11 protein-coding genes are annotated in these 20073 nt (G+C 74.7%); 2 read left to right on the top strand and 9 right to left on the bottom strand.

The window, feature by feature from the left end; all coding sequences use genetic code 11:
* Window positions 1–39 precede the first annotated feature (39 nt).
* The 8 genes from ACQ452_RS15290 to ACQ452_RS15255 all read right to left on the bottom strand — a co-directional run bounded on the left by ACQ452_RS15290 (window position 40) and on the right by ACQ452_RS15255 (window position 16073).
* Window positions 40–2118 (bottom strand): amino acid adenylation domain-containing protein, encoded by a 2079-nt coding sequence (locus ACQ452_RS15290; RefSeq protein ID WP_433384657.1) that lies wholly within the window; start codon window positions 2116–2118, stop codon window positions 40–42.
* Window positions 2115–4991 (bottom strand): type I polyketide synthase, encoded by a 2877-nt coding sequence (locus tag ACQ452_RS15285; protein WP_433384654.1) that lies wholly within the window; start codon window positions 4989–4991, stop codon window positions 2115–2117. The genes ACQ452_RS15290 and ACQ452_RS15285 overlap by 4 nt, the downstream gene beginning before the upstream one ends.
* Window positions 4988–8446, bottom strand: a complete 3459-nt coding sequence (locus ACQ452_RS15280; RefSeq protein WP_433384651.1) for an amino acid adenylation domain-containing protein — start codon at window positions 8444–8446, stop codon at window positions 4988–4990. The genes ACQ452_RS15285 and ACQ452_RS15280 overlap by 4 nt, the downstream gene beginning before the upstream one ends.
* Window positions 8446–8712 carry a phosphopantetheine-binding protein gene (locus ACQ452_RS15275; protein ID WP_433384648.1) on the bottom strand — a complete coding sequence of 89 codons (267 nt, stop codon included), beginning with the start codon at window positions 8710–8712 and terminating at the stop codon, window positions 8446–8448. The genes ACQ452_RS15280 and ACQ452_RS15275 overlap by 1 nt, the downstream gene beginning before the upstream one ends.
* Complete coding sequence (locus ACQ452_RS15270) at window positions 8712–10979, bottom strand: beta-ketoacyl synthase N-terminal-like domain-containing protein (RefSeq protein ID WP_433384645.1); 2268 nt, start codon at window positions 10977–10979, stop codon at window positions 8712–8714. The genes ACQ452_RS15275 and ACQ452_RS15270 overlap by 1 nt, the downstream gene beginning before the upstream one ends.
* Window positions 10972–14199: a non-ribosomal peptide synthetase gene (locus tag ACQ452_RS15265; RefSeq protein WP_433384642.1), complete on the bottom strand. Its 3228-nt coding sequence runs from the start codon at window positions 14197–14199 to the stop codon at window positions 10972–10974. Before ACQ452_RS15265 ends, ACQ452_RS15270 begins: the two co-directional genes overlap by 8 nt.
* 276 nt (window positions 14200–14475) lie before the next feature.
* Window positions 14476–15315, bottom strand: a complete 840-nt coding sequence (locus ACQ452_RS15260) for an aminoglycoside phosphotransferase family protein (RefSeq protein ID WP_433384639.1) — start codon at window positions 15313–15315, stop codon at window positions 14476–14478.
* Between the two features lie 5 nt (window positions 15316–15320).
* Window positions 15321–16073: a LuxR C-terminal-related transcriptional regulator gene (locus ACQ452_RS15255; RefSeq protein WP_433384636.1), complete on the bottom strand. Its 753-nt coding sequence runs from the start codon at window positions 16071–16073 to the stop codon at window positions 15321–15323.
* A gap of 529 nt (window positions 16074–16602) precedes the next feature.
* Here ACQ452_RS15255 and ACQ452_RS15250 point away from each other — a divergent pair.
* Entirely contained in the window at window positions 16603–17850 is a 1248-nt protein-coding gene (locus ACQ452_RS15250) for an MFS transporter (protein WP_433384633.1), read from the top strand.
* Between the two features lie 171 nt (window positions 17851–18021).
* Window positions 18022–19197, top strand: coding sequence for a peptidase M23 (locus ACQ452_RS15245; RefSeq protein ID WP_433384630.1), 1176 nt, complete (start codon window positions 18022–18024; stop codon window positions 19195–19197).
* 81 nt (window positions 19198–19278) lie between these two features.
* Here the strand turns inward: ACQ452_RS15245 and ACQ452_RS15240 are convergent, their stop codons facing one another.
* Entirely contained in the window at window positions 19279–19974 is a 696-nt protein-coding gene (locus ACQ452_RS15240) for a hypothetical protein (protein ID WP_433384627.1), read from the bottom strand.
* Window positions 19975–20073: the final 99 nt, after the last annotated feature.

Genomic DNA, 20073 nt, shown 5'->3' with positions numbered 1-20073 from the left:
TCCACGAGGCGGGTCGGGCGGGGCCGGGCCCGCCTCCGCTCATCGGCGCCCGCCCCCGGACAACGCGGCGGCACCGCCCCCGGACGGCGCGGCGCGGCGGCGGACCCGGGCCGGTGGAGCGGGCAGGGCACGGCGGTCGACCTTGCCGTTCGCGGTCGAGGGCAGCTCCGGCAGGACCACGTACCGCAGGGGCACCATGTGATCGGGCAGCTCCCGCGCCACGACGGCGCGCAGCGCGGGTTCGGTCACGGCACCCGGGTCGGCGTCGCGTTCGGGCACCACGTACGCCACCAGGGCCGCGGCGGCGCCCGGATCGTCGCGCAGCAGCACGACGCTGTTCGCGACGGACGGATGCCGGTTGAGCACCGACTCGATCTCGCCGAGCTCCACCCGCTGCCCGCGGATCTTCACCTGCGTGTCGATGCGCCCGCCGTAGTGCAGGGTTCCGTCCGGCGACCACCAGGCCAGGTCACCGGTGCGGTACACCCGCTGCGGCCGGCCGGCGACCGCCACCTCGACGAAGCGTTCCGCGGTCAGGTCGGGCCGCCCGGCGTACCCGCGGGCCAGGCAGTCCCCGCCGACGACCAGCTCACCGGCGACGCCCAGCGGGGCCAACTCGCCGCGCTCGTCGAGGACGTACGCGGCGACGTTCGTGATCGGCCGCCCGATGGGGACGGTGTCGTCCGGTTCGGGCCGGCGGCACGGCCAGGCGGTGACGTCGATGGCGGCCTCGGTGGGCCCGTACAGATTGTGCACCTCGACCCACGGCAGGGCGGCGGTGAGCTTGTTGACCAGCTTCGGCGGCAGGGCCTCCCCGCTGCAGACCACCCGGCGCAGGCCGGTGCAGCGGGCCAGTCCGGGCTCCTCGACGAAGAGGGCGAGCATGGACGGCACGAAGTGCACGGTGCTCACCGACTCGCGGGCGATGACGTCGACCATCTCCTGCGGGTCGCGGTGCGCCTGCGCCTCGGCCGTGACCAGCGTCGCGCCGGTCATGAACGCCCACAGCAGCTCCCACACCGACACGTCGAAGGTGTGCGGGGTCTTCTGCAGCAGCACGTCGCCGGGGCCGACGCGGTAGGCGTCCCCCATCCACGCCAGCCGGTTCGCCAGCGACAGGTGCGTCATCTGCACGCCCTTGGGCGCCCCGGTGGAGCCGGAGGTGAAGATGACGTACGACAGGCCCCGCACCACCTCCTCGGGTGCCCGGTAGCCGCGCCAGTCGACCGGCGCGGCGGGCAGGTCACGGCCCGCCAGTGGCCGCACGGGCACGCCCGGCGCACCGTCGCGGCCCAGCGCGGCCCGCCCCGCCTCGTCGGCGAGCACCAGCGCGGCGTCGGCGGTGGCGAGCATGAGGTCCAGCCGCAGGCGCGGATGGGACGGGTCCAGCGGCAGGTACGCCCCGCCGGCCAGCAGGACGCCGAGCACCGCGACCACCATTTCGGGGCTGCGGTCGGCGCACAGGCCGACGACCGAGCCGTGGCCCACGCCGTCGGCACGCAGCCGACCGGCCAGCGTGGCCGCCTCGTCCAGCAGTTGGCGGTAGGTGCGGTCGCGTCCGCCGCCGCGCAGCGCCACGGCGTCCGGGGTGCGCCGCGCCTGGCGGCAGATCGTCTCCTGCACGGGCGTGCGGGGCGCGGGGCGTGGGGCGGGGTTGAACCGCAGCAGCGTCGCGCGCTCGCGCGGGCCCACCAGCACGGCCTCGCGTACCGGCCGGTCGGGGTGGGCGGTGAGCCAGGCCTGCAGGGTCTCCAGGCGCTCCCGCAGGTGTGCGGGATGGCCGTGGTCGCGGGTGACGTGGACGGGCACCCCACCCAGCACCGTCGACACCCCGCCGGCACCGGCCGCCCCCACCGCCAGCACGACGTCCGCCGCGGCCGTCGCCTGCCCGGCCGTCGCCTGCCCGAGGGGAGCGGGCGCGTCGGATGCGGCCACGACGGCGGGGTCCGCCCCCAGGACGCGGGTCTGTGCGCGTACCTCGGTCATGGTGCTGTCCGGACGGACCCGCACCGCGACGTCGTGGACGGGGCCGCGCACGGCGACGCGGGTCGCGCCCGCGAGGCGGTGGCAGAGCACGGCCGCCACCGCGGCCACCACCGCCAGGTCCCGGCCGCTCACGCCGTCACCAGCCCGGCCAGCGTGCGCGGGGTGGGGTCGGCCGACAGCGTCTCCACCGGGATGCGCACCCCGAACCTGCGCTGCACCTGCGTGATCATGCGGATGAACAGCAGCGACTCGCCGCCGAGGGCGAAGAAGTTGGCGTCCGGCCCGATCTCGGCGCAGCCGAGCATCCGACCCCACAGGTCCATGATCTCCCGCACCACCTCGTGCTCGTCGGCGCCGGCGGGGGGCGGCGCCGGTTCCTGGGCCTGCGGGACCGGTCGCGGCGGCGCGGCGTCGAGCCAGTGTCGGGTGCGGGCGAACGGGTACGTGGGCAGCGCGACGCGCCGTGCACCGCTCTCGCCGCGCACCGCGGCCCAGTCCACGGAAGCCCCGGCGGTCCACAGCCCACCGAGCCCGGCGAGTACGTCACCGGCGTCCGCCCGCGGTGTCGGGCGGGGTTGCAGGGCGAACCCGGGCACCCGCCGCCCGCTCTGCCGGGCCGTGCCGGTCAGCGCCGTGCCCGGTCCCACCTCCAGCAGGACCGGGTCGGGCAGGTCGAGCCCGGTCAGCAGCGCGTCGTGGTAGCGCACGGGGCTGCGTAGCTGCGCGGCCCAGTAGCCGGCGGCGCGCGGCAGCCCCCTGCCCAGCAGGGTGCCGTCCACGGTGCTGATCACCGGCACCCCCCGGGGCTGCTGGTCGACGCGGTCGGCCTCGGCGCCGAGCAGCAGGGCCGCGTCGGCCATCATCCGCGAGTGGAAGGCGCGCTGTGCGGGCAGCGCCCGGCAGTGCACCCCGGCGGCGTCGAGGCGTCCGCGCAGGGCGGCGAGCCCGGCCACCGGACCGGCCACCACCGTGAGGTCGGGGGCGTTGCGGGCGGCCACGTCGAGACCGTCCAGTCCCGCGAGCAGCTCCTCGACGGCGGGCGGCGGCGCGAGCACGGCCAGCATGCCGCCCTCGGGCGCGTCCTGCATCAGCCGGCCCCGGGCCGCGACCAGGCGCAGCATGTCGTCGGCGGACAGCTCGCCGGCCAGCGCCGCGGCGGGGAGTTCGCCGACGGAGTGGCCGATCAACGCCGCGGGGCGCACGCCCCACGACAGCAGCAGCCGGCCGAGCGCGAACTGGTGCAGCGCCAGCGCGGGCTGGGTCACGTCGGTGCGGTGCACGACCCCGTGCGGGTCGTCGCCAACCAGCACGTCGCGCAGGTCCCGCCCGAGGACCGGGGTCAGCAGCCCCGCCCCGTGGTCGACGTCGGCCCGGAAGGACGGGTAACGCGTGTAGAGGCCCCGCGACATGGCGGGGAACTCCGCCCCCTGCCCGGGGAACAGGAAGATCACGCTGGGCCGGCGCGGAGCCTCGCGGACGGGCGCCCGGGGCAGCCGGGCCAGCGCCGTGGGGACGTCGTGCGCGGCGACCGCGAGCCGGTGCGGGAAGTGCCGGCGGTACGTCTGCGACGTCAGCGCCACGTCGGCGACGGCCAGGTCGGGGCGCTGCCGCAGGTGCTCGCCCCACTGCGCGGCGGCCTCGCGGACCGCCTCCGGGGTGCGGCCCGACAGCACGATCAGCTCGGTGCGTTCGTCGGCGGCGCCGGGACCGGGCGCCCCCGTCGCGTCGGCCTCCTGGAGCACCACGTGGGCGTTGGTGCCGCCCAGGCCGAAGGAGCTGACCGCGGCCCGGCGTGGCCCGTCGGTGTCCCACTGCCGGGCCACGGTGTCCACGGTGAACGGGGTGGAGCCGTCGAGCAGCTCGGGCCGGGCCTGCTTGAGGCCGGCCAGCGGGGGGATCTGCCGGAAGTGCAGCGCCAGCGCGGCCTTGATGAGCCCGCTGACCCCGGCCGCCGCGTCGAGGTGGCCGACGTTGGCCTTGACGGAGCCGATCGAGCACGGCCGGTCGCCCCGGCGGAACACCTCGGTCAGCGCCGACAGTTCGATCGCGTCGCCGACCTCCGTGGCCGTGCCGTGCGCCTCCAGGTAGCCGACGGTGGCGGGGTCGACGCCGGCGGCGGCGTACGCGCGGGTCAGCACGTCGATCTGCCCGGCGATGCCGGGCGCGGTGTAGCCGACCTTCACGCCGCCGTCGTTGTTCACCGCCGATCCCCTGATCAGCGCGTACACGGTGTCGCCGTCGCGGCGGGCGTCCTCGGCGCGTCTCAGCGCCACCATCGCGACGCCGTTGCCGGGTACGGTGCCGGCGGCCGAGGCGTCGAAGGGGCGGCACGCGCCGTCGGGAGACATGATGCCCTTCGTCTCGTAGAGGTAGCCGGCCTGTTGCGGCACCGCCACGCAGGCGCCGCCGGCGAGCGCGACGTCCGAGTCGCCGGTACGCAGGCTCTGGCACGCCAGGTGCACCGCCACCAGCGACGTCGAGCAGGCGGTCTGCACGGTGACGGCGGGACCGCCCAGGTCCAGCCGGTACGCGACCTTCGCCGCCAGGTGGTCCTTCTCGTTGCCGAGCACGACCGACAGCAGGCCCTGGGTCTCGACCAGGCCGGGCTGCGCGTACACGTGGTGCAGCGCGTAGTAGTTGAAGCCGGCCCCGGCGAACACGCCGACCCGGCCGAAGGGGTGCCGGGTGGCCAGCCCGGCCGACTCCAACGTGGCCCACGCGGTCTGCATCAGCAGCCGGTGCTGCGGGTCCATGATCTCGGCCTCCCGCGGCGCGATGCCGAAGAAGGCGGCGTCGAAGAGGTCCGGGTCGGCCAGCACGCCGCGTGCCGGCACGTACGCGGGGTCGTCGAGCCGCTGCGCGGGCACGCCCGCGGCCAGCAGCTCGCCGCGGGTCAGCTCGCTGATCGTGATCTTCCCGGCGACCACGTTGGACCAGTACTGCCAGACGTCGGCGGCGCCGGGGAAGCGGCCCGCCAAGCCTACGATCGCGATGTCGCCGTTCATGAGGATGCGCCTGCCCCTTCGGTCTGTGCGTGCAGATGTCCCGCCAGCGTCTGGACGGTGGGGAAGCGGTAGAGGTCGGTCAGCGGGATGGTCCGCCCGGCCAGCCGCTCCTGGAGCAGCCGCCGCACGATCGCCAGCCGCAGCGACTCCCCGCCGACGTCGAAGAACGCCTCGTCGACGTCGAAGTCGTCGGTGCCCAGCGCCTCGGCCCACGCCCCCGTCACCAGCGCCTCGAACTCCGCCAGCGTCGGGCCGCCCCGCGCGGGAATCCGCGCCGGCCCTGCGCCCGCCCCGTCGGGCGTCGGCGCGGCGTCCGCCGGCGGGGTCCCGGGCCGCGGCTCGCCGGCCAGCGCGGCCAGGGCCCGCAGGTCGACCTTGCCGTTGCGGTCCAACGGGAACTCGGCCACGGTCACCCACTGCCGGGGCCGGGCGTACGGGGCCAACCCGGCCTCCACGGCGCGGCCCACCGCCGCCACGTCCAGGCCGTCGTGCGCCGGCTTGAGCGCGGCGCACAGGCGAACGCCCGTCACCGGGTCGCCGACGGCGAACACCACCGCGTCGCGTACCCCCGGCTGCGCCCGCAGCCGGCGTTCGACGTCGACCAGTTCCACCCGGTGTCCGGCGATCTTCACCTGGCGGTCGTTGCGGCCCAGGAAGCGCAGTTGGCCGTCCGCGCCCCAGCGCACCAGGTCCCCGGTGTGGTACCGGCGGGCACCGGTCGCCCCGTGCCGGACGAACGACTCGTCGGTGCGTACGGGGTCGTTGAGGTAGCCGTCGGCCAGCCCCGTGCCGGCGGTGCACAGCTCGCCGACCGCACCCGGCGGCACCGCTCGCCCCGCCGCGTCGACGACGTACAGGTCGGTGCCGTGCACCGGCACGCCGATCGGCAGCGGATCCGGCGTCGCGTCGGCGTGGTCGACCGGGTACGTGGTGGTGAACGTGGTGTTCTCGGTGGGGCCGTAGGCGTTGGTGACGCGCAGCCCGGGGCAGGCCCGCAGCACCCGGCGCACGTGCGCCGGGGAGACCACGCCGCCGCCGGTGAACAGCTGCCGCAGCCCGGCGAACGCGTCCGGACGGTGGTCGGCGACCAGGTGGAACACGCCGGAGGTGAGCCAGGTGTGGGTGATCCCGGCGGTGCGCAGGAACTCGGCCAGGCCGCTCGGCGTGGGTTCCCCGGGCGGGTACACCACCACCGTGTCGCCGTTGGACAGCGGAACCAGCAGCTCCAACGTGGACGCGTCGAACGCCAGCGGGGACAGCCGGGTGATCCGCATGCCCGTCGGGTCGGCGAACAGGGCGGGGTCGTCGGCCAGCCGCAGCACCGCCCGGTGCGACACGACCACGCCCTTGGGCACCCCGGTGGAGCCCGACGTGAAGGAGACGTACGCGGTCCGCCCCGGGTCGGTCGGGGCCGCCTCGGCCGGGCGGTCGACGCCGGTGTGCCCGGCCGTCGCCGGCCCGTCCGGGTCGGCCACGGCGCAGTCGGCCACGCCCGACCACCGTGCTCCGGGCGCGTCCGCGCCGAGCCGGGCCCGGGGCGCGACGGCGGCGGCGAGGTGCGCGCGCCACTCGTCGGTGGCGTGCTGGTCCACCGCGACGTAGTACGCGCCCAGCCGCAGCACGCCCAGCACCGCCACCGCCTCGGCGGCCGAGCGCGGCAGCTCCAGGACCACCGCGTCGCCGGCGCGCACGCCGCACGCGTGCAGCAGCCGCGCCTGCGCGACCGCGTGCCCGTGCAGCTCTCGGTAGGTCAGCGTGAGCCCGGTGTGCGCGTCGACCAGCGCGACCCGGTCGCCGGTGGACCCCGCGTGCGCCGCGAACCGGCTCCACACGTCGTCGGCCGTGTCGTGCGACCCGCCCGCGCCCAGCTCCCGCAGCCGGGCGCGTTGCCCCGCCGACAGGGTCGTGACGTCACGCAGGGCGGCATCCGGTGCGCCGGCCAGCTCCCGCAGCGCGGCCCGGAACGACTCGGCCAGTTCCCCGGCGTCGGCGGCGGTGAGCGCCGAGGTCGCGTACTCCAGGGCGAAGCGGGGACGGTCCGACCACGACTGGAGGTAGAGCAGCGCGTCGAACACCGCGCCGTGGCAGTGGCCCTCGTGCACCCGCCAGCCGCGCCCGCCCGCGTCCAGTTCGTCGGGCACCAGCTCGTGGTGGGCGGCGAAGCCGAACTGGGCCAGCGGGTTGCGGCCCGGGTCGGTGGCGACACCCAGCCCGGAGACGACCCGCTCGAACGGCACGTCGGCGTCGGCGGCGGCCTCGGCCAGCGAGGCGGCGACGGCGCGTACGTAGTCCCGCGCGCTGGCGTCGTCGGGCGCCGCGCAGCGCACCGGGACGACCCGGGTGCACAGGCCCACGATGGCGGCCATGTCCGCCTCGAACCGGCCTGCCGCCGGCACGCCGAGCACCAGGTCGGCCAGGCCCGCCCGGCGCGACGCGGCCAACGCCCACGCCGCCATCGCCACCGACGTCACCGTCACCCGGCAGTGCCGGGCCAGTTCGGTAGCGGCCCGCGTCGCCGCCGCGTCGAGGTGGAAGTGCAGGCGCGCGCCCCGGCCGTCGGCCTCGACGACCGGCGGCAGGTCGGTGGGCAGTGCCACCGTCGACGGCGCGCCGTCCAGCCGGGCCGCGACGCGGCTCAGCGCGTCGTCCAGCGCCCCGGACGCCTCCCGCGCGGCCAGCCGCGAGCCGACCCAGTCCGGCGACGGTGCCGCGCCCACCGGACCGGCGCCGGCGTAGAACTCGGCGAACTCGCGCCACAGCACCCCGATGCTCCAGCCGTCGCCGATCGTGTGGTGCACCAGCATGGTGAGCAGGTCGCGCCGCCCGGCACGGGTCAGCACGAAGACGACCGGCGGCTCGTCGAAGGGGCGCAGCAACCGGGCGGCCGAGCGGCCGTACAGGTCGTGCACGGCGCGTACCGGGTCGTCGTCGGGCAGCGTCTGGTGCAGCAGCCGAGGCTCGTACGGCGCGGGCAGCACGATCCGGGCCTGGTGCGGGTCGCGGACGAACCGGGTACGCAGCGCCTCGTGCCTGCCCGCCAGCTCCCGCAGCGCCGAGCGGGTCCGGGCCGTGTCGAGCGGTCCGTCCGCCTCCAGGGTGAACATCAGGTGGTACGGCGCGTCCCGGTCCAGCAGGTGCGCGGCCAGCATGGACCGCTGGCCGGGCAGCAACTCCCGCTCGGCGGGTTGCCGCGTGGCCACCGGCGGCGCGGTGTCGACGTACTCCACCGCGCCGGCCAGCGCCTGCGCCAGCGGCAGGGCCGACAACAGCCGGGAGCTGTCCACGTGTGCGCGCAGCTCCCGCTGGCCCAGCGAGACCAGCGCGATGGCCTGTAGCGAGGTGCCGCCCAGCCCGACGAACGACTCGGTGTCCGCCGCGTCGCGTAGCCGCTCGGGGGCGACACCGAGCACCCGGGCGGCGAGCGGCGCCCAGTCGGCGAGATCGCGGGGCGCCATCAGACGGTCTCCGCCCCCGGCTTGTCCAGCGGCACCTCGCCCGCGACGTGGCGCAGGTCGGCGAAGCGGGGATTCTCCAGCACGTGGCCGAACATCACCGCGAGGTTGAGTTCCTGGCGGATCAGGGTGCTCAGCCGCAGGGCGCTGAGCGAGTGGCCGCCGAGGTCGAAGAAGTCGTCGTCGTCGTCGACCGTGTCGACGCCGAGCACCTCCATCCAGAGCTGCTCGAACTCGCCCACCCAGGTCCGGTCTTCTACGTCGCGCATCAGTGGTGCCTTCCTGTGTCCAGTCGGGTCGCGGGGGCGTCCAGGTAGTGCCGGGTGGCCGCGAAGGGGTAGGTGGGGGCGGGCAGTCGGCGCCGGCCGGTGTCGTGCCCGGTGTCCCAGGCGCCGGCGATGCCCAGCTGCCACAGCGCGCCGACGGTGGCCAGCAGGCGGGCGTGCCGGTCGGCGGGCATCGCCGGCTGCTCGGCGCCCAGGTGCGGGGTGACGCTCGTGCCGACCTCGATCCAGAGCACCCCGTCGAGCTGCGGCGGTGTCGTCGGCGCGGGCGTCCCGGCCGCCCGCTCCCGCCAGTACGCGAGCCCGCCGGATCCGGTCGGCGGCTGCCCGCCCGGCACGTGCACGGGCAGTTGGGCCGGGCCGGGCCGGATGCCGTCGAGGTCGCCGCCACGGACCAGCACGAGGGCGTCGGCGACGGTCAGGATCCCGGCGACGACCGCGCACGCCACCGCCCCGATGCCTGCGCCGGCCACGGCGCGCGGGGCCACGCCCCGGCTGCACAGCGACCGGGCCAGGCCCACGCAGGCCAGCAGGCGGTCGCAGCGCTCCCGGACGGCGGCGGCGAGGTCGTGATCGCGCAGCAGCGCCACGCCCTCGTCGGCGACCCGGCGGTAGACCGGATCGGCGTCGTAGTTGGGCCGGTTGCCGGTCAGCTCCCCGGCCCCGGTGAGGTGCAGCGCCACGCCGCGCGCCCGCGCCTTCGCGTCGACCTGCCGTGGCGTCGGCGTCGAGCCGTGCGTGCCGGTCAGGAAGGCGGCCCGCCACGGCAGCTCCGCCCGACCGGTGCGCAGCGTGTACGCGAGGTCGGCGAGCTCGCCGGGCGCGGTTCCCGCCACGTGGGCGGCGACGCGGTCCAGGCTGGTCTGCGCCACGGCGGCCGTCTTGGCGGAGACCAGGATCAGCTCGGTGACGTGGCGGCGCGGGTGGGGCCGGGCGGGCGGAGCCTCCTGGAGCACCACGTGTGCGTTGGTGCCGCCGATGCCGAAGGCGCTCACCCCGGCCCGGCGTACGCCGTCGATCGGCGCCCAGGGCCGGGCCGCCGTCGGCAGTTCGAACACCGAACCGTCCAGCCGGATCGCCGGGTTGGGCGTGGCGAGGTGGGTGATGGGCGGGATCACCCGGTGCTTCAGCGCCAGCACCGTCTTGATCAGGCCGATCACCCCGGCGGCGGTGTCCAGGTGCCCGACGACCGACTTGGCCGCGCCGAGCGCGCAGGGCGCCCGGTCGGGCCGGTCGCTGTCGAAGACCTGCCGCAGCGCCGCCACCTCGATCGGGTCGCCGAGCGCGGTGCCGGTGCCGTGGGTCTCGATCAGCCCGACGGTGTCCGGGTCGACGCCGGCCACGTCCAGCGCCGCCGAGATCACGTCGGCCTGCCCGGTCGGCCCGGGCGCGGTGAAGCCCGCCTTGCGGGCGCCGTCGTTGTTCACCGCCGAGCCGCGGATCACGGCGTGCACGGTGTCGCCGTCGCGCAGCGCGTCGTCGAGCCGCTTGAGCACCACCACGCCCGCGCCGTCGCCGGGCACGGTGCCGTCGGCCGCCGCGTCGAAGGCCCGGCACCGGCCGTCGGCGGAGAAGATCCCGCCGGGCTCGTGCAGGTGCCCGCGCCGCGTCGGCGGCGCGACCGTGGCCGCCCCGGCGAGCGCCACGTCGGCGTCGTACGTCAGCAGCGCCTGCGCCGCCTGGTGCACCGCGACCAGCGAGGTGGAGCAGGCCGTCTGCAACGTCAGCGCCGGACCCTGCAGGTTCAGCTTGTACGCGATCCGGGTGCCCGCGAAGTCCTTGTCGCTGCCGATGATGAGCCCCAGACCGCCGGCCGCCTCGACGGCGCGCTCGTCGGGCCACACGTTGTCCAGCAGGTAGACGTTCAGGCCGGTGCCGACGTAGACCCCGATCCGGTTGCCGTCGGCGGCGACGGGCGGGTGCCCGGCGTGCTCCAGCGCGGCCCAGGCGCACTCCAGCAGGATGCGCTGCTGCGGGTCCATCAGGGCGCTGTCCGACGGCGAGTAGCTGAACAACCGGTGGTCGAAGCGGTCGGCGTCGGGCAGCACCGCCCGGGCGGGCACGAAGTCGGGCCGCTCCACCAGGTCCTTGGGTACGCCCCAGCCGACGAGCTGCTCGGGGGTGAAGAAGGTGACCGCGTCGACCCCGGCGACCACGTGCCGCCAGAACAGGTCCAGGTCGCGTTCGGCGCCGGGCACCCGCACGGCCATGCCGACCACGGCCACCGCCGCGCTGTCGTCGGGCTCAGCCACGGTGGCCTCCGGTGGCGCGGCGCCGGTCGGCGAGCAGGGCGCGGCCCCGGTGCCGTTGCGCGACCCGGGCGTCGGTGACCGGCGGGGCGGCCTGCCGCACGTGCGCGGCGCAGCCGGCGACCGTGCCGGCGCGGAACAGGTCCGTCACGGAGACGTCCAGGCCCTCGTCGGACAGCCGCTGCTGGAGCGCGATGAGGGCGAAGCTGTGCCCGCCGAGGTCGAAGAAGTTGTCGTGCAGGCCGACGTCGGCCCGGTCGAGCACCTCGCCCCAGCAGGCCCGGATGCGTTCCTCCAGCCCGGTGCCGGGAGTGAGCCCGCGTGCCGGCCCGGGCGCGACCGAGGTGCGCGTGGCCCGGCTGTCGGCCAGCAGCCGCGCCGTGTCCACCTTGCCGTGCGCGGTGAGCGGGACCGCCGCGACGGTCAGGATCCGCGACGGCACCATGTACGCCGGCAGCGTGCCGCGTACGTGGGCGCGCAGCTCGCGTTCGGCGTCCGGGCCGAGGTCACCGACCACGAAGGCGGCCAGCTCGTCGTTCTCCGCCGCGACGGCGCACGAGCGCACCGCCGGGTGGGCCAGGAACGCGCCCTCGACCTCGGCCAGCTCGACGCGGTAGCCGCGTAGCTGCACCTGGGTGTCGTTGCGGCCGAGATACACCAGGTTCCCGTCGAGGCCCCACTTCACCACGTCGCCGGTCCTGTACATCACGCCCCCGCCGTACGGGTCGGGCAGGAAACGCGCGGCGGTCAGCTCCGGGTTGCCCACGTAGCCGTGCGCGACGAGCGCGCCGCCGCAGTACAGCTCGCCGGGCACGTTGCGCCCGGTCGGTCGCTGCTGCTCGTCCAGCACGTAACAGCGCCCCGAGGGCAGCGGCACGCCGACCGTGCCCTCCCGCACCTGGGGCAGCTCCGCGGCGGGGGCCGCGAAGATGGTGACGTGGATGGTGCCCTCGGTGATGCCGTACATGTTGACGAAGACCGCCCGCAGGCCAGGCGCGCCGGCGACCAGCGACGCGACCCGCGACCAGCTCAGCGCCTCGCCGCCGAGGACGACGTAGCGGATGTCGCCGACGTCGTCGGCGTCCAGCAGCCGCAGGTAGGGCGGCAGCAGCCGGTAGAGCGCGCCGGGGGTCTGGAACACCACCGTGACGCCCTCGTCGCGCACCAGCGCGGCGAGCCGCTGCCGGTCGACCAGGTCGGCCCGGTCGGCGACGACCAGCCGGGCGCCGGTGCTCAGCGCGCCCCACATCTCCCACACGGAGGCGTCGAACGAGAACGAGCTGGCCGCCAGCCACACGTCGTCGGCGGTGACGTCGAGGCCGGCGGGGGTGGGGTCGTTGAGTGCGGCCAGGCCGCCGTGGCCGACCATGACGCCCTTGGGTGTGCCGGTGGAGCCGGAGGTGTAGATGACGTACGCCTCGTCGCCGGGGCCGGGGAACGTGTTCGCGACGACGGACGACCCGTCCAGGGTGTGCGCGTCGGCGAGCCGGATGTCGCGGCCCCGCGCGAGCGCGCCGGCCGCGTCGGCGGTGCCGGCCTCGGCCAGCATGAACGGCATGCCGGCGCTGGCCGTGATGAGTTCCAGGCGGTGCTGCGGGTACTCGGGGTCCAGCGGCACGTAGACGCCGCCGAGCTTCCACACGCCCAGGATCGCGGCGACGATCGCGGGGGAGCGGTGCAGCAGCAGCCCGACCCGGTCGCCTCGGCGTACGCCCCGGTCCGCCAGCCCCGCCGCGATCCGCCCGGCCCACCGGTCCAGCTCGGCGTAGGTGACCTCCACGTCCCGGTGGCGCACCGCCACCGCGTCGGGGGTGCGCGCGGCGTGCTCGGCGAACCGGCGCAGCACCGACGGGTGTTCGGTGGACTGCTGCGCGACCGGCGGGTTCACCCCCTCGGTCAGCAGCCGCCGTTCGGCCTCGTCCACCATGCTCGGTTCGGCGTCGGTCCCGTCGACGACCGACCGTAGGAAGGTCAGGTAGTGGGTGAGCATCGTCGCGACGGTCTCCCGGGTGAACAGCTCGGTGCTGTACTCGGCCCGCAGGAAGGGCGTGGCGGTGGAGACGTCGAGGGTCAGGCCCAGGTCGAACTTGGTGACGTCGATCTCGACGTCGACCTCGGTCAGCGTCACCTGGTCGAACTCGGGAAACGCGAACGGGAAGTTCTGCACCGTCAGGGAGGTTTGGAACAGGGGCGCGTGGCTGAGCTGCCGTTCCCCCACGGTGGCCCGCACCATCTGTTCGAAGGGCACGTCCTGGTTGGCGAACGCGGCCATGCTGGCCCGGCGGGCCCGCTGCACCAGCTCGGCGAAGCCGGGCCTACCGGACACGTCGAGCCGGATCGGCAGGGTGTTGACCAGGCAGCCGACGAGGCGCTCCTCGGCCTCGTCCATCCGGTTCGCCACCGGCACCCCGATCACCACCTCGTCCTGGCGTGCGTAGCGCGACAGCACCGAGGCGTACGCGGCCAGCGTCACCGCGAACAGCGTCGCCCCCCGCGCCCTGGCCCACGCGGTGAGCCGTTCGACGAGCTGCGGCTCGACGGGGCGGCGCAGCACCGCGCCGCGGGTGCTCAGCACGCTCGGGCGGGGGAAGTCGGTGGGCAGCGCGAGCTGCGGGACGTCCCGCAGCTCGGTGCGCCAGAAGTCCAATCCGGAGCTGTCCCGCTCCCACGAGTCGCGCTGGCGCCGCGCGTACTCCAGGTACGACGCCGCCGGTCCGGTGTCCCCGGTGTCCACACCGGACAACTCGGCGTGGTATTCGGCGGCGAGGTCGCGCAGCAGCAGGCCCACCGACCAGCCGTCGCAGGCGATGTGGTGCACCAGCACCGCGAGGGTGTGCTCGTCGGGCCCCCAGGAGCGCAGGTAGGCGCGCAGCACCGGCTCGTCGCCGAGCCCGAACGGGCGGCGGGCCTGCTCGGCGACCAGGGCGTGCAGGTGGTTCTCCTGGGTGTCCCGGTCGGCCCACCCGCCGGCCTGGACGTCGATGTCGGCGTGCGGGGTGGGCGACACCCGTTGCGTGAGCACGCCGTCGACGACCGCGAACGTGGTACGCAGCGCGTCGTGCCGGGCGACGACGCGGATCAGCGCCGCGCGCAGCGCCGCCGGCCGCACCGGACCGCGCAGGTGCACCGCGAGGGCCACCACGTATGCGGGGTTGCCGGGCTCGAGCTGGTTGAGGAAGTAGAGTCTTTCCTGAGCGAAGGAAGCACGACCGGTACGAACCATGGACCGATCGTGGGCCGTGGGGTGTCCCGTCCGGCAGAGCGTGCTTCCCCGCCACGGCAGGGAAAACCTCCCGGTCGGGTGGCGGACACGCCGACGCGCCCGCCCGGGGCGCGACGCGACCGGCCCCGGTCCGACGGGGGTCAGCCGTCGGACCGGGGCCGGTCGGGGTGTGCTCGGTCAGGGGCGTGACCCGAGCGACGGAGTCTGGTGCCTCGTCCTCGCCCGGTGGCCGGATCGCGGGCGTGAGGCGTCCGCGCCGGGCTGCCGGACGAGCCGCTAGTATTCGCCGCGCCCGAAGGCGGCCAGCTCCGCGGAGTGCCCCGGGTTGCTGACGTACGTGGCCCCGATCGGGGCGGTCACCCGGCACCACGTGTCGAGCCGTGCGACGTCGATGCCGGCCGCCTCGGCCAGTTCGTCGCGTCGGCGCAGCATCTCCGCGCGGTCCAGGCCCTCCAGCACGTAGTCGACGGCGTCGAAGCACGGGTCGCCGGCACAGGCCATCGGGTCGACGGCCACCAGGCCCTTCGCGCCGCCGCTGAGCACGTTGCCCAGGTGCAGGTCGCCGTGCAACAGCACGGTGTCGGTGGGCACCGCGAAGAGGTCGTCGCGCAGCCGCTTCGACCCGGTGAGGTCGGCGCCCCGCCGCACGGCGGAGTTGAACAGCACGTCGATCCAGTCCTCCAGCCGGCGCGGCGCGGTGGCCGGATCCCCGACGCCGTGCAGGTCGTTGAGGAAACCGGCGTACTCCTGCGGCGACGGCGGCTGCGGCATCTTCTCCACGAGGGTGCCCGGCTGGATCGACTCGAGCAGCACCGCGCCCCGGGCCGCCGCCAGCACCGCCGGCACCCGCCCGCTGGGCGCGAACTGGCGCAGCATGTCGACCTCCTCGCGCACCGCGTAGGCGTCGGGCGACAGCTTCAGCACCGCCTCGCCCCCGCGGTGGCGGCACCGGAACACCACTGCGGAGTTGCCGGACTTGAGCTGCTCGCCGAGATCGAGCCCCCACTGCGCGACGAGTTCGTCCAGCCGCTGGGTCAGCGTGCCCACCCAGCGGTGCGCGGCCCTACCGAACCGCGGTTGCAGCCGGTTGGCGATCGTTTCCAGGTCCAGAGCCATTCCGCTCACCTTTCCCTTGATTGCGCGCCGGCGTACGCGCCAGCCACCGCCGGTGCGGCGTCCCGCCGGCGCGGCAGCGCGACACTGCCCCCCGGCGGCAGGCCCGGGCCGGCGGCGGGCGCTCCCGCGCCCTCCAGCCTGGCCTTGCGGGCGACCTCGATCGCCTCGTACCGGTCCGACACGTTGAGCTTGCTGAAGATCGTGGAGATGTGGTTGCTGACCGTCTTCGGCGAGAGGTTCAGCCGGGTGGCGATCGCCCCGTTACGCATGCCGGAGGCGATCAGCTCCAGCACCTGCCGCTCGCGCGTCGTCAGCTCGGGGAAGAGTTGCTGGTTGCGGGGCTCCCGGCCGAGCTGCCGCACGAGTTGGTCGGCCACGCGGGGGCCGAGGATCACCTCGCCCGTCGCGAGGCCCCGGATGGTGCGCACGATGCCGTCGCCCGGGCAGCTCTTGAGCACGTAGCCGCGGGCGCCCGCCCGCATGGCCGCGAAGACCGCCCCCTCGTCCTCGACCGCCGTGAAGACCAGCACGGCGGTCGAGGGCGACATGCGGGCGATCTCCTGCAGGGTCACCCCGACCTGGAAGCCCGGCAGTTCGATGTCGAGCACGAGCACGTCGGGGCGCAGCGCGGCCGTCGATCTCATCGCCTCGCGGGTGGTGCCCGCCTCGGCGACGACGGCGACCTCGGCGGAGGGGGACAGCATGGCGTGCAGGCCTCTGCGCACCACCGGCTGGGCGTCGGCCAGCACAACGGTCACGGGGCGTGTCGCGCCGTCCGTGACATCTCCCGGGTCCCGCCTCGTCGTATGAGCCGGTTCCGAGGTCGAGCCAACGCTCACCATCACCACACCCCACCGTCCTGAACTCCGCCCGCGACGTGACGCCCTCGTGGAGGCGTCACGGCCCCGCCGATCTTTGATCGGCGTGAACATCTTCTGCCGCGTGGCAGGACAACGCAAGAACATGGTCGTACCCAGGCCATGTAAATTTTCTGACGTATTCTTTGCGACCAATTAAATGAAAAGCGTCGAAGCCGATTGTCGGTTTGAATGGAGCACGCCGCGACAGAACGGGAATGCCGGGACGAGGTGCCCGACACGCGCTCCCGTGGGCCTGCCGCACCGCCCTGACCTGCGGGTAGGTCGTGGCTGGCCAGGTGTCTCCGGGAAGGATTCCTGGTCGGCCGGGAAGTCGTCCCGTGCCCGGTCGGCCGAACGCCCTGTCCCGCCCGGTGGTCGTACCAAGAGTATTGACGGGACCTGCTCCGTCACACCAGGATGTGTAAATATGGCGTCGTCCCGATTGATTGATTATTCCTCCCGTCTGGTGCCGACCGATCCGTTGCGCAGGAAACTGATCGCGATCCGGCTGGCCGAATCGATCGGCAAGGGGGTCTTCCTCAGCGGAAGCGTCGTCTACTTCACGCTCCGCGTCGGGCTCGACGCCAAGCAGGTAGGCCTGGGCCTGTCCGCGGCCGGCCTGTCCGCGTTCATCTCGTCGGTGCTGTTCGGCGTGATCGCCGACCGGGTGGGCGCGCGCCGGCTGCTCGTGCTCCTCTTCGCCGCGCTGGCGGTGGGCTTCGGGCTCTACGCGCTGGTGGACAACGCGGTGCACTTCTTCGCCCTGGTGGTCGCCGTCGGCTTCCTCGAGTACGGCACCGGTCCGACCAACGGGGCTCTCATCGGCAACCTCGTGCCCGCCGAGGAGCGCGTCAAGCTCAAGGCCATGATGCGCTCGGTGTTCAACATCGGCTTCAGCATCGGCATCGGCGTGGCCGCCGTCGCCGCGCTCAGTCAGCGGCTGCTCGTGCTGATCCCGCTCACCACCGCCGCCTTGATGGCGGGCGCGGCGCTGCTGGTCACCCGCCTGCCCGACGCGCCCTCACGCCCGATTCCCGTGGGCTTCAGGCGCTTCGCCGCCGTACGCGACCCGCGGTTCCTCGGCGTCATCGGCGTCTCCACGGTGCTCGCCTCCCACGTCACCGTCATCCTGGTGACGATGCCGCTGTGGGCGCTCAACCGCACCTCGCTGCCGCACTTTCTGGTGCCGCTGCTGCTCATCTTCAACACGGTGTTCGTCATCCTGTTCCAGGTGCGGGCCAGCCGTGGCGCGGACACCGTGGCGGGCGCCGGCAGGCTCGCCCGGCGCTCGGGCTACTGGCTGGCCGGCGGCTGCGCCGTCATCGCGCTGACCGCCCTGGCGGACAACGTCGTGCTGGTCTGCGTCGCGGTCGTCGCCGGGGTGCTGATCCTGTCGGTCGCCGAGGTGATGCAGGCCGCCTCGGGCTGGGGTCTCGCGTTCGGTCTCGCCCCCGAGCACGCGCAGGGCGAGTACCTGGGCGCGTTCGACCTGCACGTGATCACCCAGAACATCATCGGTCCGGCCGCGCTGTCCGGCCTGGTCATCGCCTTCGGCTTCTGGGGCTGGCTCGGCATCGCGGTCGCCGCGCTGGTCGCGTCGGCGCTGATCATCCCGGCCGCGCGCCGCAGCCAGGCCACCCTCGTCGCTGAGCCGGCCCCCGCGACCGCCCCGTAGGCCCGACACCCCGGATCTCCGCTTGCCGGCCGGCGGCGGGCCGCGGCGGGCGGGGGTGGCGGGAGACGAAACATACCTTCACCGTTGGTCCGTCGGCATGTAGACAATCTTCTTGGGTTTGTCTATCGTCAGCACCACTTAGCGACGTACATCGATTGGAAGAGGTCGTCAATGGTGCGCATCAGACGATGGGGTGGCATCGCCGTGGCCCTGCTGGCGACGGAGATCCTGGTCGCGGGCACCGCCGCGCACGCCGCCGCGCCCACGCCGGATCCGGTCCCGGTGAGCGTCGAGGACGCCGTGGCCGCCAAGCTGGTCGGGCAGGCCCGGGCCACGGCGGCACGCGCCGACGAATCCGACACCCGGGTGACCGTCACCCGGAAGAACAGCAGGTGGGCCTTCGGCACCGCCGTGGCCGTCGCCTCCCACGAGAAGGACGACCACCCGACCGGCGCCGTCTTCATCGCCCGTGCCGAGGCCGACGGCTGGCGGGTGAGCTTCGACGGCGAGGCCGGCTTCAGCGAGCTGGCCGCCGAGTCCCCCCTGGTGAACAAGCGGGAGAAGGCGGTCTTCACCAGCACCCCGAGCGCGATGTACGCCGGCGGCGACTACCGGACCGGGATGGCCCTGCCGTTCGCGGTCGGTCAGACGTGGACGATGACCGGCGGCCCGCACGGCTGGGGCGGCGGCGCGCCGTTGAGCTCGATCGACCTGGCCGGCGGCGACCAGGTGGTCCGCGCGGCACGGGGCGGCACGGCGTACACGATGTGCACGGGGTGGATCCGGGTGATCCACGACCGGGGCTACTCCACCGACTACTACCACCTGTGGAGCAGCATCTCGGTCAACGGCGCCGCCGTCGGCGAGGGCGCCTACCTGGGCTACACGGGCACCGACGTCACCTGCGGCGGCTCGGCCAGCGGCCGGCACGTCCACTTCGGCCTGCGGCAGAACAGCGCCTACGTGCCCATCGCGGGCCACGGCATCGGCAAGTGGGAGATCCTCAACGGCGCCGCCGCCTACCAGGGCGCCGCGCGGCACGGCTCGGCTCTGGCCGGTGTCGGCGGCGGCCTCTACAACTACGGGGCGCTGGGCTTCAACCAGGCGGTGGTCGACGCCAACGGCGGAGGCACGCTGACCAAGCGGGCCGGCCCGGGCAGCGGCAACGCGGTGCGGGGGTCGGTGGGCGACGGTGCCACGGTGACGGTGTCCTGCTCGTCCAACGGCACCACCCACACCGGCCGGTACGGCAGCACGGCGCTGTGGAACCGGCTGAGCGACGGCACCTGGGTCTCCGACGCCTACCTGTGGACCGGGGTGAACGGCCCGGTCAACGGTTGGTGCTGACCGGCACGTGCACGCAGGGGCTCCGCCACTTCGGCGGGGCCCCTGCGCCGTCCGGTGCCGCCGGGCGTGCGCCGGGGCGTCTCAGTCCGGCGCCCCGACGAGCAGCGACTGGTGACGACCCCACAGCCACCGCAGGTACTGCTGGAGTTCCCCGAGCGTGGCGACCCAGCCCCGGTCGGTGTAGGTGAGGATGCGCATCACCTCCCCCGGCAGGAGGTCGTAGGCGGTGCCGCCGGTTTCCGGGACGGGTGTGTCGGGGCAGACCGCCACGGGGACGGGGATGAGGGGGAGGCGCAGCCCACAGCGGTCGAGCGCCTTGAGGACCGTGAGGTAGGCGCGGGGCAGGTGGTACGGGGAGACGGCGAGCGCGAGGCTCGTGATGCCGAGGCCCTGGACCCTATCGACGATCCAGGCGGCCTGCCGGCCGGTGTCGGGGGCCGGCCCGACCTGGAGGCAGACCCCGTCGACGCGGCGGAGGCCGAGACCGCGCAGGTGATCGAGCGTGAGGTCGACGTAGGTCTCCTCGGCCGGGTTCCCGTTCGTCACCAGGAGGTGGCGCAGGCCGGGGTTCGCCTCCCAATCGCGGATCGCCTGGCTGAGCCGCCACTGCTCGCCCTGACCGGTGGCCACGGCGAGCGCGTCGACGTGGCCGGCCGCCGGGCGGGGCAGGGCGAGGATCACCGTGACGGCTCTCAGCACGTCCAGGAGCTGGCCGGCGGTGAAGCCGGCGAGGTCCTCGTCCCGCACGAGGCGGGGGACGACCACATCACGATCCACCGGCTGCCGCACCCCCTGTCCCAGCGTAGATCACCAGCCCTGCGGAACACCTGACGCCGAGGGCGGTCGCTGTCGAGGATCGCCGTGGCACGGTCGGCG

It is taken from the genome of Micromonospora sp. KLBMP9576 (assembly GCF_050941805.1).
In the GTDB taxonomy this organism is placed as follows: Bacteria; Actinomycetota; Actinomycetes; order Mycobacteriales; family Micromonosporaceae; genus Micromonospora.
This window is presented reverse-complemented; position numbering and strand designations above follow the sequence as displayed.

Coding starts and splice junctions, on each gene's coding strand:
- ACQ452_RS15285 (WP_433384654.1), bottom strand. CDS start 4,991: ATGAACGGCGACATCGCGATCGTAGGCTTGGCGGGCCGCTTCCCCGGC.
- ACQ452_RS15280 (WP_433384651.1), bottom strand. CDS start 8,446: ATGGCGCCCCGCGATCTCGCCGACTGGGCGCCGCTCGCCGCCCGGGTG.
- ACQ452_RS15275 (WP_433384648.1), bottom strand. CDS start 8,712: ATGCGCGACGTAGAAGACCGGACCTGGGTGGGCGAGTTCGAGCAGCTC.
- ACQ452_RS15265 (WP_433384642.1), bottom strand. CDS start 14,199: ATGGTTCGTACCGGTCGTGCTTCCTTCGCTCAGGAAAGACTCTACTTC.
- ACQ452_RS15260 (WP_433384639.1), bottom strand. CDS start 15,315: ATGGCTCTGGACCTGGAAACGATCGCCAACCGGCTGCAACCGCGGTTC.
- ACQ452_RS15250 (WP_433384633.1), top strand. CDS start 16,603: ATGGCGTCGTCCCGATTGATTGATTATTCCTCCCGTCTGGTGCCGACC.
- ACQ452_RS15245 (WP_433384630.1), top strand. CDS start 18,022: ATGGTGCGCATCAGACGATGGGGTGGCATCGCCGTGGCCCTGCTGGCG.